This window comes from Acidimicrobiales bacterium (genome assembly GCA_035533095.1).
Lineage (GTDB): Bacteria > Actinomycetota > Acidimicrobiia > Acidimicrobiales > Palsa-688 > DATLUM01.
In genome coordinates, this window is the sequence record DATLUM010000054.1 from 28,299 (window position 1) to 44,400 (window position 16,102).

Genomic DNA, 16,102 nt, shown 5'->3' on the forward strand with positions numbered 1-16,102 from the left:
GTCTTGGGGGTGACTCTGGCCGGACACCCCGACACCGCGCCTCGGCAGGGCGCAGCGTGGGACGCCTACCGCCGGCGCGTGGCGACCCTCCAGCGGCAGTACGGCGCGATCCCCGCCGGCGATACCGTTCGCCTCGCCAAGAAGACGTCCAACCTGTTCCGCCCTCGCGCCCGCGACGCAGGACCCGGCCTCGACGTCGCAGCCTTCGACGGCGTGATCGAGGTCGACGCTGCCGCCCGCACCGCGGACGTGCAGGGGATGACCACTTACGAGCATCTGGTCGACGCCACGCTGCCGCACGGCCTGATGCCGCTGGTCGTGCCCCAGCTGAAGACGATCACCCTGGGCGGGGCGATCACAGGGTTGGGCATCGAGAGCTCGTCGTGGCGCAACGGCATGCCTCACGAGTCGGTCCTGGAACTCGACGTGATGACCGGAGCCGGCGAGGTCGTCACGGCAACCCCGGGCGGCGACCACAGCGACCTGTACTACGGATTCCCCAACTCTTACGGGACGCTCGGCTACGCGCTGCGGGCGCGCATAGAGCTCGAGCCGGTGCAGCCGTTCGTGCATCTCCGCCACCTCCGTTTCCGTCGCTTCGACGACCTCGTCGAGACGCTTGCGTCCGCCTGCTCCACCGGGGTCCATGACGGAGAAAGACTGGACTTCGTCGACGGTTGCGTCTTTTCCCCCGAAGAGAGCTATCTGACGCTCGGGTCGTGGTCCGATGAAGCTCACGCCGTCAGCGACTACACCTGGATGGACATCTACTACCGGTCGATCCAGTCGCGCAGCGAGGACTGGCTCACCGCCCGCGACTACCTGTGGCGCTGGGACACGGACTGGTTCTGGTGCTCGCGTGCGTTCGGCGCGCAGAAACGTTGGGTGCGCCGGCTCGCCGGTCGCCGCTTCCTGCGCAGCGACGTGTACTGGAGAATCAAGGCCCTCGAGGACCGCTACCACCCCAAGGCGCGCATCGACCGGGCCCTCGGCAGGCCCGCCCTCGAAGACGTCATACAGGACATCGAGGTTCCGATCGAACGGCTCGCCGAGTTCGTCGAGGGTTTCCAGAGGGAGGTGCCGATCAGCCCGTTCTGGCTCTGCCCGCTGCGGCAGCGAGACCCGGACGCGGCCTGGGACCTGTACCGCCTCGACCCTTCGGTCGTCTACGTCAACGTCGGCTTCTGGTCGAGCGTGCCGCTGGCACCCGGTATGGATCCAGCGCACCACAACCGTTGGGTCGAGGACGAAGTGGACCGCCTCGGCGGGCGGAAGTCCCTGTACTCGACAGCGTTCTACGACGAGGACCGCTTCTGGGACCTCTACAACGGACCCGCCTACCGGACCCTCAAGTCCCGCTACGACCCTGACGGCCGGCTGCTCGGCCTCTACGAGAAATGCGTCCGATCCGCATGACCGCCTCGACCACGGAGGACACATGGCCAACCGCACCGCTATAGCGCCCGTACTCGCCAAAGTGATCGGCCCCGGCAAGCCGATCGCATTCGAGGCCTTCGACGGCAGCAGCGCAGGCCCGGCCGACGCGGAGAGCCGGATCCTCGTCAGGGACCCCCGCGCTCTCAACTGCGTGGCCACCGCCCCGAGCGACCTCGGCCTCGCACGGGCCTACGTGTCCGGCTACATGGATCTCGAAGGCGACATGTACACCACGTTGGAGATGCTGGCGGCGGAGACCGTGGGGTCGTTGTCGTGGGCGGACCGGCTGGGAGTGCTGCGCGATCTCGGTCCTGGCATCCTCCGTCCTGTTGCCCCACCACCGGAGGAGGTGCACCCGGGGCCGTGGTGGGGGCTGCGCCACTCCGTCAGCCGCGACTCGCGGGCGATCAGCCACCACTACGACGTCTCCAACAAGTTCTACGAGTGGCTGCTCGGTCCCTCGATGGCATACACGTGCGCGGTATACCCCCATGACGGGGCGTCGCTCGAAGAGGCCCAGGAGGAGAAGGTCGACCTGGTCTGCCGCAAGCTCGACCTCCAGCCTGGCCAGCGGTTGCTCGACGTCGGTTGCGGGTGGGGGACCATGGTGGTGCACGCGGCGAAGCACTACGGGGTGCGGGTGGTCGGCGTCACCTTGTCGCGCCAGCAGGCCGAGTACGCGCAGAAGCAGATAGCCGAGCTCGGGCTGTCGGACCTGGCGGAGGTGCGCCACGACGACTACCGCAACGTGACGGAGACCGGTTTCGACGCGGTCAGCAGCATCGGCCTGACCGAGCACATCGGAGCCAAGAACCTCGCCGGCTACGTCCGTTTCCTGGCTTCGAAGCTCCGCCCCCATGGCCGCCTGCTGAACCACTGCATCACCCGCGCAGTGACGTCGGCGCCGGCGCGCCCCGGCGGTTTCATCAACCGCTACGTGTTCCCCGACGGCGAGCTCGAAGGCGCCGGCACCATCATCTCCGCCATCCAGGACAACGGCTTCGAGGTCCGCCACGAGGAAAACTTCCGCGAGCACTACGCCCGCACGTGCACTGCGTGGGGGGCGAACCTCGAAGCCCACTGGGACGAGGCGGTCCGCGAGGTGGGGGAGGGGCGCGCCCGGGTGTGGCGCCTCTACCTGGCCGGCTCGCGTCTCGGGTTCACGCAGCGGCGCATCGAGCTGCACCAGGTGCTGGCGGTCAAGAGCGTCGACGGCGTGTCGGGCATGCCCCTCGAGCGGCTCGAGTTCCCCCGCCGGCGCTGAGACCCGCCGGCGCTGAGACCCGCCGGCGCTGAGCCCCGCCGGCGCTGAGCCCCGGCTCCCCGCCCGCCAAAAGTCGTTAGCAACGCTAACTGGGTAGCTTAACTATCCCGTGGGGATACTTAACCTACCCACTACCTGAGGCAGCCCAGACCGAAGGCCCCTCCGAGCTCTCAGGCCGCCTGCACCCGCCGGCGGGCGATCATCGACGCGTCCGGCCAGCGCACGTCGCTCACCCAGCGCAGCTTCTCCATGACCTTGATGAGCATGGCGCTCGAATCGATCTCGAAGAGGCGTACACCGTGGCGGGCGGACGTCGGCTCCGCATGGTGGAAGTTGTGCCAGGACTCCCCAAACGACGGGATCGCCAGCCACCACACGTTCTGGCTCCTGTCACGCGTGCGGAACGGCCGGCGGCCCTTGATGTGGCACACCGAGTTGATGGCGAAGGTCACGTGGTGGAGCAGGCCGACCCGCACCAGGCTCCCCCAGAAGAAGGCTGTCACCGCACCCTGCCACGACCACGACCACAGGCCGCCGACCAGAGGCGGGAGCAGCATCGACACGGTGACCCAGAGCGGGAAGGTGCGCGACACCCGGCTTATGTCCTTGTCGGCGACGAGCTCGGGGGCGTAGTGGTTCTCGGATGTCTTGTCCCAATCGAAGAGCCAGCCGACGTGGGAATAGAAGAAGCCCTTGGTCAACGCCAGCAGGCTGGTCCCGTATCGCCAGGGCGAGTGCGGGTCGCCGGGCTTGTCGGAGAACCGGTGGTGGCGGCGGTGGTCGGCGACCCACTGGATGACCGAACCCTGGATCGCCATGCTCCCGGCGACCGCGAGGACCACGCGGAGCCAGCGCCGGGCTCTGAATCCCCTGTGCGTGAAGTAACGGTGGAAACCCACGGTCACCCCGTGCCCGGTCAGCGCGTACATGAACACCGCTATCACCGCGTCACGCCACCCGAGGCCCCGCCCCCACAGCAGCGGGATAGCTGCGCCGAGAGCGACGAAGGGCAATGTCATGAAGAGCAGGAGGAGGATCTGCTCGGTCCAGGTCTTCGTCTCGGGTACTTCGGCGTCAGCATCCGGAGAATCCAGGGCAACGGCGTCTACGGCAGCCTCAGTGAACGTCAATTGACCTCGTCTCTTGGGGCGAACGGCCGCCGCTGTGTGGGCCGGCCGGACGGTGCGGCTCCCATTCTCGCATGTCCCGACGGACCCCGCGTACGCGCGGCCCGCGCGCTACCTTGGCCGCGCTATGAGGCCGGTGGAGCGCGTGTTGCTCGCCACTGCGTCCGCGATCCTCGCAGCCGGTGTAGCCGGCGCAGTCACCGTCGGTAGGGCACCGTCCACCCGCGGTTCCGCACCGCCGCATACGAGCACGACCAGCGGCTTCCACAACCCGTCGAACACCACCACGACGGTCCCATCCGCTACGACGGCCCCCGGCGGACCCGGACCCGATTCGGCTGCCCTAACCGCCGGCATGCTGGCGCCGGTCGACCTGGGCGGCTTCTACCGGGTCAACGATCCCTACGCATCGACCGTGCTGGCCACCGCTCCGTGTCTCGCCGGCGTGGGCCCCTCGCAGGCTCAGAGCGGGCGAGCGTTCACAGGGCTCGTCGTGCCGGGCGGGCACCCGGCCATAACCGAGGTGGCGACCTCCTACCCGGGCTCTGCAGCAGAACAGGTCTTTCATTCCGTCAACGACGCGCTCGCCGCGTGCAGTGCCTTCTCCGCCAACCTCGCCGGCCAGAACATACGTGTCCAACTGTCCCCCCAGAGCACCCCTGCGGTCGGGGACGCATCCGACTCGTACGGGGGGACCTTCGCCGCCGGCGGCAAGACCTGGTCCCTCCAACTCGAGGTCGTGCTCGACGCGAAGATCGTCCTCGTGGTCGTCTACGCCGACACGGTCCCGCCGACCAATGCCATCTACGGCGACCTTCCCTCCACAGTGGGCGCAGCGATAGGGAAGCTGGCCTAGCCTGCCGGGCCATGGCCACTCGCAGGGCGACCCACACCGAAGCAGCCGCTGCTCTCGCAGAACGCGATCCCGTGATCGCCGGCCTGGTCGACCGGGTGGGACCGCCGAAGCTGCGCAAGCCCTTCGACACCCACTTCGCGGCCCTGGTGCGCTCGATCGTCTACCAGCAGCTGGCCGGTAAGGCCGCCGCCGCCATACACGGTCGCCTGGTCGTCGCTCTGGACGGGGATGTGCGCCCGGAGACGCTCAGCGCGCTCCCCGATGAAGCCATGCGCGCCGCCGGCCTGTCGGCCAACAAGTCGGCGTCTCTGAGGGACCTCGCCGCGAAGGTTCTCGACGGGACGGTCGTGCTCGACCCAGCCGGCCTGCGCCGCGAACCCGACGAAGAGGTGATCGCGCGCTTGTCAACGGTGAGGGGCATCGGTGTGTGGACCGCGCAGATGTTCCTGCTCTTCCAGCTCCGGCGCCTCGACGTGTGGCCGACCGGCGATCTCGGTGTACGGCGGGGCTTCGGGCTGGCGTGGAAGGTCCCGATGCCGACACCCAAGCAGCTCGAGCCCCTCGGGGACCCGTTCGCCCCGTACCGGTCCGTCGCCGCGTGGTACTGCTGGCGCGCGTGCGAGGTGTACGCAGGCGCCGCCGAGAGCGCCCTTACGACGTGATCGACCGATGAAAAGACTCCTCGTCGTGCACCACACGGTCTCGCCGGCCACTCACACGCTCCACCTTGCGGTCGTGGCCGGAGCGCGCGACCCGTCCCTTCATGACGTGGACGTGGTGGAGAAGCCGGCGCTCGCTGCCACCGCGACAGACGTGCTCGAAGCCGACGGCTACCTCCTCGGCAGCCCGGTAAACCTGGGCTACATATCCGGCGCGTTGAAGCACTTCTTCGACCAGATCTACTACCCGTGCATCGGAGCGACGCGGGGGAGGCCCTTCGGCGTGTACTTGCACTCGAACTCCGACGCCGCCGGAGCTCTGCGGGCGATCACCACGATCACGACGGGCCTCGAATGGCACCAGTCGCAGGCGCCCCTGGTCGTGGCCGGCGAGCCCGGCCCCGACGAGGTAGCCGCCGCCCGGGAACTGGGCGCGAGCGTCGCTGCCGGGCTGCTGCTCGACTGAGCGGAGAACCTTTACCGCTGCGCGGAGGGCTTGCCCACCGACGCGAGGTCCTCGTCCATCTTGTCGAGCATCCGCTCCACGACCGCGCGCCGCGCTCGGGTCTTGGTTCCCGACACCGCCCCGCGCCTGAGCGCGGATAGCCGCTGTGCCTCCTCCATGGCGACGTCGATCACCCCCGCCGGCGCCACATCGTCGAGGAAGCCGGAACGGACGGCGGCTTCGGGCCCACCGATCTCACCGAGCACGATCCGGTCGAACTCGCCTGCCGGCATCCGGTAGCGCGCCAACTCCACCGCCCACACGGGGAGCGGCATGCCGATGGCGACCTCGTTGAGGCCGATCTTGTATTCGCCCGCCGCTCCGATGCGCCGGTCACCGGCCAGCAGCACGAGCGCGCCTGCCGCGAGGGCGTGGCCGGTGCAGGCGACCACAACCGGCATCGGGTGTAGGACGAGCCTTGCCACGAACCTCCCGCCGGCGGCGACGAGCGCCCGCATGGAGTCTTCGCTCGAAGTCATCGTCGCCAGGTCGAAGCCCGCGGAGAAGCGCCCGTCCCGACCGGCCAGCAACAGCGCGGACACGCCCTCGTCGGCGGCCGACTTCTCGAGCGCCTCGGACAGCTCAGCGAGAACGTCGAGCGTGTAGACGTTGGCCTTGCCGTCGTCGTGGGTGACGACCGCAACCCTGTCCTGTACCTCGTAGGTCACCGGCATGGCCGCAGATGCTAGGGCCACCCGTCAACCGAGCTCATCCCGGCAGTTCGCCCAGGAGCAGGTAGCCCCCGCCTCCCGGGAGGATGCCGAAGAAATGGTCCAGCCCTGTCTGGCCACCTCGCGACCCCAGGTAGGGGGCGCCGAAATCGAAGACACCGCCGTCGGAGGCGACCAACCAGTAGCCACCCGTCGAAGGGTCGGCAGCCATCCCGACCACGGGCTGGTTCAACACCAGGCTGCCGGTGGACCCGTAGAAGTGGGCGTCGCCGAACGTGAAGATCCCCCCGTCGGCTGCGACCAGCCAGTAGCCGCGCCCGTCGGGCGTGGACGCCATGCCGACGACCGGTCGGTTCAGTTTGACGCTGCCCATCGAGCCGTAGAAGTGGGCGTCGCCGAATGTGAACACGCCGCCGTCGGCTGCCGCGAGCCAGTAGCCACCCCCGTCGGGCGTCGACGCCATCCCCACCACCGGCTGGTTCAGTTTGGCGCCGCCCATCGAGCCGTAGAAACCAGCTCCCCCCATCGTGAACACCCCACCGTCGGCAGCAGCGAGCCAGTAGGCGCTGGCCGTCGCCGGATCCGCCGCTGCGCCGACGAACCCGCGGTTCGACCGCACCGCCGGCGAGGTCGCAAGAGGCGACGAGAAGGCGTAGGCATCGCTAATGACCGGTCCGAACCACGGGTCGCCACAGATCGCAACGAACGAGTACCCGCGCGACTCGAGACCGGTGATGATCCCTGGAAGCGCGCCGACGGTCTCCTGGCGGTTTCCGCCACCGTCGTGCAGGTCGACGACTGCACCCGGGAACGCGGCGCCGACGACGCGCGACACGATCGTCTGAGTCCCTGGCAGCGACCAGTCCCTGGGGTCGACCGAATAGCTCATCGTCGTGAGATTCCGTTGCGCGAGCTGGGCGAGCACAGTGGAATTCCAGTCGTTGTACGGCGGTCTCACGCACGACGGCGTCACGCCGGTCAACGACCGGAGCTCGTTCTGCGTCTGGTCCACCTGGTAGCTGAACGCCGATACCGGGATCGTCGCCAGGTCCGGGTGACTCCACGTGTGGTCCTCCACGGGATACCCCGCGCTCGCGAGCTGCCGTGTGTACTGCGGATAGCTGCTGGCGTTGACGCCGATCTCGAAGAACGTCGCGGGCACGTGGTAGCGCTCCAGCACGGACAACACCTGTGGCGTGTACGGCCCGGGTCCGTCGTCGAACGTGAGGGCGACATACTTTTGCCCGGCGGTCCAGCCGGTACCAGGAACCTGGTAGGTGTAGAACGCCGGCGCCGCCGACGAAGCCCCCGCGCGCGGGGCGAGCACCGAGCAGCACCCGGCGATCATCACCAGGCATACCGAGACCTTCAGGCCCTTCATTCGTTTGCCCCCACTCTCTTGACGCCCCCGCTGCCCGGGGACGACCACACGCAGACTACCCGGCGCCGGTGGATTCCGCTGGGAGCCGCCTCGACGCGACCAGCGCCAATAGCGCGACCAGAGCCGCTGCTGCGAACGCCGCGAGGAGCCCGTCGCGGGTGCTGGCCCGATGCTGATGCGCCACGGCGACAGCAGCGCCGGCGACGCCTGTGCCGAGCGCCGTGCCCAGCAGGTCCGACAACTGCAATCCGGCGCTCGCTTCCCCGACGCGGGCAGGATCGGCGAGACCGAGCACGATCAACGACGTCGGCGAGTACGCCGTCCCTATCCCGAACCCGGCAACGCCCCATGCGAGAGGGGCCACCCACAAAGGCACCGATCGTGACAGCAGCGACGCCATCGCCACGATCCCGGCCACCACGAACATCAACCCGCCGGCGACCAGCGTACGGGCGCCGCGTACCGACGCCAGCCTCGCCTGGACCCATGAGCCGGCCGTCCACGTAACCGTCGCAACCGTCAGGGTCAGGCCGGCGAACGTCGTCGACGTGTGCCGCACAGACGTCAACGCCAGTGGAACGTAGGCGTCGCCCGCGAAGTAGGCGAACGTGAGCAGCCCGCGCACCAGGACAGCCGCCGGCACCCCCGGCCGTGCCCGCAGCGTCCCGGGCGGCGTGAGCTTTTTCAGCGCAGGGAAAAGAGTCCCCGCGCCGACGGCAACGAGCGGGACCGAGGCTGCCGGCTCCGCTGCGCTGAGGCCTGCGAGGAACAGCCCGGCGCCGGCAGCGACTGCCAGCGCCGGCACGACCCGCGCTCCGGCCGGTCTTTTCCCCGGTTCCGCGTCTGAGTGGGGCATCGCCGGGATCGCGATCGCGGTTGCCACGACGACGAGCGGGATCAGCCCCACGAACACCCACCGCCAGCCCGCCAGGTTCGCGATCTGCGCCGCCAGCGCCGGGCCTATCAGCCCCGGGACGATCCACGCGGTCGACATGACCGCGAACATCCGCGGCCGGGACTGGGGTGGGTACGTGAACCCGACGGCGACGTACGCCGCCGCCGGCACCATGCCCGCTCCGAGACCCTGCACAACCCGGCCTCCGACGAGCACCGGCATGTCGGGCGCCGATCCGCCGATCGCCAGACCGACCGCGAACACAGCGAGCCCCAGGGCCATGGGATAACGGGGGCCGCGAGCGTCGGCCATCGACCCGCCGGCAACGGTACCGAGGAGGCTCGAGAGGAAGAAGGCGCTGAACACCCACCCGTACAGACGGATGTCGCCCAGGTGATGGCTGACGACGGGGAGGATCGTCGCGACCGACAGGCTCTCGAACGCGATGAGCGTGACCGTCATCACCAAGCCGGCGGTCACCCTTCTTCGCCCCGGAGCCCACACCCCGCCGGCGGTCGCCTCGCGCCTGCGGGTCTCCATGGCGTCACAACGCTACGGTGACCTCGATGCTTCAGGAGCCTCTTTCCGCCGGCGGAGCCTTCCAACCCCTCTCGGGTGTGACGGTGGTCGAGGCGGCCTCGTACGTGAGCGGACCGTTCGCGGCGATGATGCTCGCCGACCTCGGAGCCAGGGTGACCAAGGTGGAGCCTCCGGGCGGCGACCCTTACCGGCGCTTTGGGCGGGCGGTGCAGGGCACCGGGATCATGTTCGCCAACGTCAACCGCAACAAACGGTCCGAGGTCGTCGATCTCAAGGCCGATTCCGGGCGGCGGCGCCTGCGGGCCCTGGTCGCGGAAGCGGATGTGTTCCTCACTAATTGGCGGCCCGGCGTGGCGGAAGAACTCGGGTTCGACGAGTCCTCGTTGCGTTCGCTCAACCCGCGTCTGGTGTGGTGCCGCGTGAGCGGCTTCGGCCAGGACGGCCCGCTCGCCGGCGCACCGGCGTTCGACACGGTCATCCAGGCGAGGGTGGGCTTGATGTCGGTGCAGGGGGGCGCCGGCTCGCCGGACTCCGTGCGGGGGTACCTGGTGGACAAGGTGACGGCGTCGTTTGCGGCTCAGGCGATCATGGCGGCCCTGCTTCAGCGGGCTTCCACCGGCGAGGGAGGGGTAGTCGACGTGTCGATGCTCGACGCGATCGCGTATTTCATGGGCCCCGAGCTGCTCGCCGAGCGGACCCGCCTCGAGGACGGAGAGGGAAGGCCGGCGCTTGCCGAGCAGCTGACAGCGCTGCGGTGCGTGCAGACCTCCGACGGGTGGGTACTGGTCAGCCCCGTGCGCGCCAAGCAGCTCAAAGGCATGGCTGCTGCCGCCGGTCATCCCGAGTGGGTGGACGAGCTTCGCGGCGAAGCGGATCCCGGACGTCGAACTGCGCGCATCTACGACCTCGTCGCCGGCGTCACGCCGTCCGCCACGACCGCCGACTGGCTGGAGCGCTTCGAGGAGCACGACGTTCCTGCGGCCCCGGTCCTCGACATCGACGAGCACCTCGCGGACCCTCAGGTCGAGCACAACCGCACCTACGTGTACTACGACCATCCGGCCCTGGGCCGGATCCGCCAACCGCGCCATCCGACCCGCCGGCCCGGCGCCTCCGACCAGCCCGACCCGTCGCCGTCGCCGGCTCTCGACGAGTAGACCGGCCCAGGGCCTTGCCGGCGTCACAGGCCGGCGCAATGATGTGAAAGCGGTCCGGCCAACCCGCCGGATGCGTATCTCGAGGTCGTAGCGCCGCCCGACGGCGCCCGTTTCGCCTCCTGTATTGCACGCCACGGCGTGCCTGGCGAATGGCGGCGCGCCACCGGCGCGTCAGTCGCACGACAGGAGGTCGTACATGTCCCGTTCGGTTGATCTGTTCATCTCGTCGCCCGAGCCGCTCGACGCGGTGGCCACGAAGATCAGTGACCTCGCGAAGGTGAGCGTTGTCGCCGGCCCCGATGGGCGTTGGGAGGTGCGTGAAGGCGACACGTCGGCGTCGTTGTACGAGCACCGGTACATCGACGACGGCGACCTGTTTCTCAGCCACTACCAGTACGTCCTGTCGGGGCAGGCGCCGGCGACGTCCCGGCCCCAGGACACCCCGGAGGCTGCGCTTTTGCGTCGGGTGGGGTCCGTGTTGCAGCAGGGGACGTCCTGGCCGGTGCTGCTGGTGCTCGACCTGCAGTACAGGGAGCAGGTCTCCGCAACCCCGGCAGCGGCCGGCGCAGGCGAACGCGAAGGCTCCAACGGGAGCACCCCGTGACCGCCCTCGAGTCCGCCGGCGGGCCGCCTCGTGACGGTGCCGCCCGGCAGCGGCCGTTCCTGCCCATCGCCGACGCTCTGGCCTCGTGCGCCCGCGGCAGAGGCTCGCTCGACGAGTCCGCTCGCCGGCTCAGCCACGAGGAGCTACGCGTGGCGCGAACGTTCGCTGGCGAGGGCCACGACGTGAAATCGGTTCCGGAGCGGAGGGGGAGCGGGCGTACAGCGGACCTCGAAGTATGCGGTACGCCCGTGGAGGTCAAGTCGTGGTTGGCCCTGTCCGACCGGCGCGGAGTCGCGCCGAGCCCCAGATCGGTCGTCAACAAGCTGATCTCGGCCGAAGGGCAGAGCGCCGTCGTGGTGCTTTCCGCCGCCGGGAGCGGACTGTCGGCGTCGGATGCCTCCGCGGGGGTCGCCCGCTACGCGACCCTGCGACCGCGTTCCAACATCAGCTCGGTCCGGGTGATGGGCGACGGCTACGACCTCTCCTGGCGTCGCTCGCCGAGTTTGGAGCTGCGCCGGTCGGCGGCGAGGGTGCCGGGCAGGGCGGCGGAGAGGGGCATCGGCATCGAGCCTCTTTAGGTGCGCGAAGCTTCCCCTGTGAAGGGAGCGGCGCCGCTGCCCGAGGAAGGCTCGTGGGAAGCACAGGTCAGCGCACTGCTGGCGGTGGAAGGTTGCGGCGCGCTCGCCGAGTCGTTCGTGGCGAGCGTCCCGAGCAGCTACCGCGATCAGACCGGCCCTCCCGACGCCGTCCGGGATGCGATCGAGCTGGCGTCCCTGGGCGACGCCGGCGCGGACACCGGGGCCCCCGCCACAACCGCCGACCGCGCCTTCGGCGGACCGCACCGTCTCGCCGTGCGCCCCTCCGCGGATCCCGAGTGTACGTTCAGGATCCGCCGTTACGGCGAGCACGGCATCGAGCTCACCAGACTCCTGCCGATCCTCGAGAGCTTCGGGCTCGTGGTCGTGGATGCCATACCTCACCGGTTCCTCCCCACCGCCGCCGGCGGCGGATCAGCGATGCACATCGACGACATCGGCGTGCGGACCGACTCGCCCCACGGCGTGGAGGCACTGCGCTTCGTTCCCGACATACACGGCCCCCGCCTCGTGTCGGCGCTCGAAGCGGTGTCGCGCGGCGAGACGGACGTCGACTCGCTCAACCGCCTCGTGACGGTCGCCGCCCTCGATTGGCGCCAGGTCGCGTTGCTGCGCGTCTACCTGCGCTACTGGACCCAGGCCGGCGCCGGCACCGACGCTGTCGAGCTGGCCGATCCCTTGGTGCAGTTCCCCGACTTCGCCCGTTCCCTCGTCGGGTACTTCCAGGCCAGCTTCGACCCGGCCCTGTCCCGCGGTCCCGGCAACGTCGCTCCCGGCGAGGCTGCTGAACGCGCCCGTTGCCTGGCGGCGTTGGACCTGGTGCCGCACCTCGAGCAGGACCGCGTCCTTCGCGGGTTCCTCGCCCTCGTGGATGCGACGCTGCGGACCAACTACTTCATGACCGACGCCTGCGGCGCTCACCGCCCGGCGATAGTCGTCAAGTTCGACAGCGCTCTCGTGCCCAACCTGCCCAAGCCGCGGCCGAAGGTGGAGGCGTTCGTGCACGGGCCGAACGTGGAGGGCGTACACCTGCGCGCCGGGCTCATCGCGCGCGGTGGTCTCAGGTCCAGCGACCGGCCGCACGATTTCCGCACCGAAGTGCTCGACCTCGCGTTCGCGCAGGTGAAGAAGAACGCCATCATCGTCCCGACGGGAGCAAAGGGCGGGTTCGTCTCGCGGGCGCCGTCGTCGGACACCAAGCCCTGGGCCCACGGCGGCTCTACGGACACGCCGGCGAGCGACCCTGCATCGGTACGTTCGGCTTACGAGGTGTTCGTCGAGTCGTTGCTCGACATCACCGACAACGTCGTCGGCGGCGAGACGATCGTCCCCCGGGACCTGGTAGCGAGGGACGGTCCCGACCCGTACTTCGTGGTGGCGGCGGACAAGGGCACGGCGACCTTCTCCGACCTCGCCAACTCCGTCAGCGAGAGGAACGGCTTCTGGCTCGGCGACGCCTTCGCGTCGGGCGGATCCAGGGGATATGACCACAAGCGGCTGGGCATCACCGCCCGCGGCGCGTGGGTCGCGGTGGCCCGCCACTTCCACCAGTTGGGCATCGACGTGCAGGCCGAGCCGGTCACTGTCGTCGGGGTCGGCGACATGTCAGGCGACGTCTTCGGCAACGGCATGCTGCAGAGCGAGCAGATCAAGCTCGTGGCGGCATTCGACCACCGGCACGTGTTCATCGACCCCGACCCTGACCCGTCTACCTCTTACGCCGAGCGGACGAGGATGGCCACCCTCGAGCGCTCGAGCTGGGCCGATTATTCCGCTGCGGCCATCTCCGCCGGGGGCGGTGTATGGGCGCGAGACGCGAAGTCGATCCCGCTCGCACCCGCAGCCCGGCGTGCGCTCGGCGTGGAGGCGGAGGAACTCAGCCCGCCCGAGGTCATCTCGGCGATCCTCTCGGCGCCCGTCGACCTGCTGTGGTTCGGCGGCATCGGAACGTTCGTGAAGGCTCCCACCGAATCCGATGCCGACGTGGGCGATCACGCGAATGACGGCGTACGCATCACGTCCGACCGCATCCGGGCCCGCGTGATTGCGGAAGGCGGGAACCTTGGCATCACCCAGCAGGCCCGCATCAGGTACTCCCGCCGGGGTGGGCGGATCAACACCGACTTCATCGACAACGCGGCCGGCGTGGCGACCTCGGACCGGGAGGTCAATCTCAAGATCCTCCTTGCCCTCGCCATCGAGGAGGGGCGGCTTCAGGCCGCCGACCGGGACGGCTACCTGCAGCGCGCAACCGATGAGGTGACGCGCGAAGTGCTCCGCCAGGTCGACCACAGCGTCGCTGCCCTCGACCGGGCGGTCCTCTCCAGCGCGCACGAACCCGACGCCTTTGTGGCCCTAATCGACACTCTCGAGGAATCCGGTCGTTTCGACCGGTCGGTCGAGTCACTGCCCGGCAGCGAGGAACTCACGGTGAGGCGCGAGGCCGGCGCCGGTCTCATCCGGCCTGAGCTCGCCGTTCTGCTCGCCTACGCCAAGTCCGACCTCGTCGACGCGATCGAGCCGTTGATGGAAGCCCGTGGCGGAGACTTCCTCGATTCCGTGACGCCCTACTTCCCCTCCGAGATCCGCACGGAATTCGCGGAGCTGATCCCGCGCCACCGGCTCCACCCGCAGCTGGCCGCCACCGACGTGGCAGGGGAGATCGTCGACCAGCTCGGGATCGTATGGGCGCACGAGACTGCCGCGGAGCTGGGCCGCAGCCTGCCCGAGGTCGCCACGGCCTTCTGGGCCGCCCGCCAGGTCATCGGGGCCGGGGACCTTTGGGCCGAGCTGGAATCACGAGGCCGTTCGGTGTCCGCCGACGCCGAGGCCGCGCTGCACGCGGAGATCGCTGGGTCGGTCACCCGGCTGACCCGCGCCTACCTTCTGCGTCCGGGCATGGCGTCGGTTCCGGACACGGTCGCCCGGGACATGCCGGTGACACGTGGACTTCGAGGACTGACCCTCGGGGAGCAGGCGAAAGCCTCCCTAGACCGTCTCGTCGAGCTCGGAGCTCCTGAGGATCTGGCCGAGAGTCTTTCCCGCTGCCAGCTGGTGTCAGCGGTCGGCGAGGCACAGCCGGTAGTGGAACTCACAGGGCGGCCCGTGGCTGAGGTGGCCGAGACCCTTGCCGCGATCGACCGGGCGGCGGGGACAGAAGCCGTGATGCGGGCCGTCGCCGCATCCGCTTCGACGATCCCGCCTCCGGCCAGGTTGACCCTGTGGCTGGGCAGATCCGTGCTCGACGACCTCGCCACCTGGAGAAGGAACGTCGCTGTCAAGGTCCTCTCCGCCGGCGGTGCGCCCTCGGAGTCACTGGCGGCGTGGCTGTCCGAGCAGCAGGAAGTCCTCGCGGGCGCCGCCCGGATGCTCGAGTCCACGCCGGCGGGCGGGGACATGCTCGACAGCGCCGTGCTGGTGGTGCGGCGGCTCCAAAGAGCGCTTTGACCTAGCCGGCGGCCTCCACCTCTTCGTCGTTGGCGATCCGCTCGGCTCCCGGTGGCGGGTTGGTGCCGCCCGGTTCGGCCACCAGAGCCCCGGTCGCGGTCCACGCTGCCTCGATCGCGTCGAGGCGTGCAGGTGCGCTCTGGCGGAGCCTCACAGCAACCGCCGTAACGAGGGTGTTGGCGAGGGCGATGCCGCCGGTGAGACTGTCGAACGGGCCGATCCCGCGGGCCGAGACGAAGAAGGTGTGCTCGGCCGCAGAGGCCAGTGGAGACAACGGGCTATCAGTCAGCGCGATCACGGCAGCTCCGCGCTCCGCGGCCCAACGCACGACCGACACGAGCGACCGCTCGTAGCGTCGTATGTCGACGGCCACCAGCGTGTCTTCGGCCTCGAGACCGGCGAGCGCACGGCTCACCGCGACCTCCGAGCCCCCTACCTGTGCGACGCCGTCCCGCAGCTGGCCGAGCTGCCCGGCCAGCACAGAACCGATCGGTGACATCACCTCTCCGGCGAGCACCCACACCCGCCGGCGGCGGTCGGCAAGGCGTGCGACGGACTCGTCGAGCATCCGCGGGTTGATCGCGTCCAGGGTGCTGAGGACGTTGTCCTGTTCCGCCGCCTGCACACGCGCGAGAAGATCCGACGGCGGTCGCTGGCGGATGCGGTCACGGGCCGGGCCCAGCTGGCGAGCCAGCTCCGATTGCACGTCCGCCTGGAGGTCGACGAAGCCCTCGTAGCCCAGCTTCACAGCCAGGCGAACGACCGACGGCCCACTCGTCCCCGCGCGGCTCGCCACTTGGGCGACGGTCCCGAACGCGATGGTCTGAGGCTCGCCGGCGAGAACCTCGGCGATCTTGCGCTCCGTCGAAGTCAACCGCTCCGCGTGCGCCACGATCCGCTCGACCACACCCATAACGTGCGCGGCAGCATAGGTCTATCGTGCGTCGAGGGGCGCCCGAATGT

14 protein-coding genes are annotated in these 16,102 nt (G+C 69.5%); 9 read left to right on the forward strand and 5 right to left on the reverse strand.

Going from position 1 to position 16,102, the window contains the following annotated elements; translation table 11 throughout:
- Window positions 1–9: 9 nt before the first annotated feature.
- Together VNF71_06710 and VNF71_06715 are read left to right on the forward strand one after the other, a co-directional pair.
- Window positions 10–1,416: an FAD-binding oxidoreductase gene (locus VNF71_06710; protein ID HVA74240.1), complete on the forward strand. Its 1,407-nt coding sequence runs from the start codon at window positions 10–12 to the stop codon at window positions 1,414–1,416.
- Between the two features lie 22 nt (window positions 1,417–1,438).
- Window positions 1,439–2,701 carry a cyclopropane-fatty-acyl-phospholipid synthase family protein gene (locus tag VNF71_06715; protein ID HVA74241.1) on the forward strand — a complete coding sequence of 421 codons (1,263 nt, stop codon included), beginning with the start codon at window positions 1,439–1,441 and terminating at the stop codon, window positions 2,699–2,701.
- A gap of 170 nt (window positions 2,702–2,871) precedes the next feature.
- On the opposite strand, the gene VNF71_06720 is transcribed toward VNF71_06715, so the two are convergent.
- A complete protein-coding gene (locus VNF71_06720) occupies window positions 2,872–3,831 on the reverse strand; it encodes an acyl-CoA desaturase (protein ID HVA74242.1) in 960 nt (319 codons plus the stop codon).
- Between the two features lie 124 nt (window positions 3,832–3,955).
- On the opposite strand from VNF71_06720, the gene VNF71_06725 reads away from it, so the two are divergent.
- Genes VNF71_06725 through VNF71_06735 form a run of 3 tightly spaced genes read left to right on the forward strand, consistent with a single transcriptional unit; the run spans window position 3,956 to window position 5,809 of the window.
- Complete coding sequence (locus VNF71_06725) at window positions 3,956–4,684, forward strand: hypothetical protein (GenBank protein ID HVA74243.1); 729 nt, start codon at window positions 3,956–3,958, stop codon at window positions 4,682–4,684.
- Window positions 4,685–4,695: 11 nt separating this feature from the next.
- The gene (locus VNF71_06730) at window positions 4,696–5,346 is read left to right on the forward strand and encodes a hypothetical protein (protein ID HVA74244.1); all 651 of its coding nucleotides are present in this window, start codon (window positions 4,696–4,698) and stop codon (window positions 5,344–5,346) included.
- 7 nt (window positions 5,347–5,353) lie between these two features.
- On the forward strand, window positions 5,354–5,809 hold the full coding sequence (locus tag VNF71_06735; GenBank protein HVA74245.1) for an NAD(P)H-dependent oxidoreductase: 456 nt from the start codon (window positions 5,354–5,356) through the stop codon (window positions 5,807–5,809).
- 11 nt (window positions 5,810–5,820) lie between these two features.
- Here the strand turns inward: VNF71_06735 and VNF71_06740 are convergent, their stop codons facing one another.
- Genes VNF71_06740 through VNF71_06750 form a run of 3 tightly spaced genes read right to left on the reverse strand, consistent with a single transcriptional unit; the run spans window position 5,821 to window position 9,335 of the window.
- Window positions 5,821–6,522: a crotonase/enoyl-CoA hydratase family protein gene (locus VNF71_06740; GenBank protein ID HVA74246.1), complete on the reverse strand. Its 702-nt coding sequence runs from the start codon at window positions 6,520–6,522 to the stop codon at window positions 5,821–5,823.
- A 34-nt stretch (window positions 6,523–6,556) separates the two neighbouring features.
- Window positions 6,557–7,900 carry a polysaccharide deacetylase family protein gene (locus VNF71_06745; GenBank protein HVA74247.1) on the reverse strand — a complete coding sequence of 448 codons (1,344 nt, stop codon included), beginning with the start codon at window positions 7,898–7,900 and terminating at the stop codon, window positions 6,557–6,559.
- A gap of 55 nt (window positions 7,901–7,955) precedes the next feature.
- Window positions 7,956–9,335 (reverse strand): MFS transporter, encoded by a 1,380-nt coding sequence (locus VNF71_06750; GenBank protein ID HVA74248.1) that lies wholly within the window; start codon window positions 9,333–9,335, stop codon window positions 7,956–7,958.
- A gap of 26 nt (window positions 9,336–9,361) precedes the next feature.
- On the opposite strand from VNF71_06750, the gene VNF71_06755 reads away from it, so the two are divergent.
- From VNF71_06755 to VNF71_06770, 4 genes are all read left to right on the forward strand, one after another.
- Window positions 9,362–10,492, forward strand: a complete 1,131-nt coding sequence (locus VNF71_06755) for a CoA transferase (GenBank protein HVA74249.1) — start codon at window positions 9,362–9,364, stop codon at window positions 10,490–10,492.
- A gap of 196 nt (window positions 10,493–10,688) precedes the next feature.
- Window positions 10,689–11,096 (forward strand): hypothetical protein, encoded by a 408-nt coding sequence (locus VNF71_06760; protein ID HVA74250.1) that lies wholly within the window; start codon window positions 10,689–10,691, stop codon window positions 11,094–11,096.
- Window positions 11,093–11,674, forward strand: a complete 582-nt coding sequence (locus tag VNF71_06765; GenBank protein ID HVA74251.1) for a hypothetical protein — start codon at window positions 11,093–11,095, stop codon at window positions 11,672–11,674. The genes VNF71_06760 and VNF71_06765 overlap by 4 nt, the downstream gene beginning before the upstream one ends.
- Window positions 11,675–15,139 carry an NAD-glutamate dehydrogenase domain-containing protein gene (locus VNF71_06770; GenBank protein HVA74252.1) on the forward strand — a complete coding sequence of 1,155 codons (3,465 nt, stop codon included), beginning with the start codon at window positions 11,675–11,677 and terminating at the stop codon, window positions 15,137–15,139. It abuts the gene before it with no gap.
- 1 nt (window position 15,140) lies between these two features.
- Here the strand turns inward: VNF71_06770 and VNF71_06775 are convergent, their stop codons facing one another.
- On the reverse strand, window positions 15,141–16,052 hold the full coding sequence (locus VNF71_06775) for a MurR/RpiR family transcriptional regulator (protein HVA74253.1): 912 nt from the start codon (window positions 16,050–16,052) through the stop codon (window positions 15,141–15,143).
- Window positions 16,053–16,102: the final 50 nt, after the last annotated feature.

Excerpts from the sequence above, each read along its gene's own strand:
- VNF71_06715 (HVA74241.1), top strand. The coding sequence starts at position 1,439 with ATGGCCAACCGCACCGCTATAGCGCCCGTACTCGCCAAAGTGATCGGC.
- VNF71_06760 (HVA74250.1), top strand. The coding sequence starts at position 10,689 with ATGTCCCGTTCGGTTGATCTGTTCATCTCGTCGCCCGAGCCGCTCGAC.
- VNF71_06730 (HVA74244.1), top strand. The coding sequence starts at position 4,696 with ATGGCCACTCGCAGGGCGACCCACACCGAAGCAGCCGCTGCTCTCGCA.
- VNF71_06735 (HVA74245.1), top strand. The coding sequence starts at position 5,354 with ATGAAAAGACTCCTCGTCGTGCACCACACGGTCTCGCCGGCCACTCAC.
- VNF71_06755 (HVA74249.1), top strand. The coding sequence starts at position 9,362 with ATGCTTCAGGAGCCTCTTTCCGCCGGCGGAGCCTTCCAACCCCTCTCG.
- VNF71_06775 (HVA74253.1), bottom strand. The coding sequence starts at position 16,052 with ATGGGTGTGGTCGAGCGGATCGTGGCGCACGCGGAGCGGTTGACTTCG.
- VNF71_06740 (HVA74246.1), bottom strand. The coding sequence starts at position 6,522 with ATGCCGGTGACCTACGAGGTACAGGACAGGGTTGCGGTCGTCACCCAC.
- VNF71_06745 (HVA74247.1), bottom strand. The coding sequence starts at position 7,900 with ATGAAGGGCCTGAAGGTCTCGGTATGCCTGGTGATGATCGCCGGGTGC.
- VNF71_06750 (HVA74248.1), bottom strand. The coding sequence starts at position 9,335 with ATGGAGACCCGCAGGCGCGAGGCGACCGCCGGCGGGGTGTGGGCTCCG.
- VNF71_06725 (HVA74243.1), top strand. The coding sequence starts at position 3,956 with ATGAGGCCGGTGGAGCGCGTGTTGCTCGCCACTGCGTCCGCGATCCTC.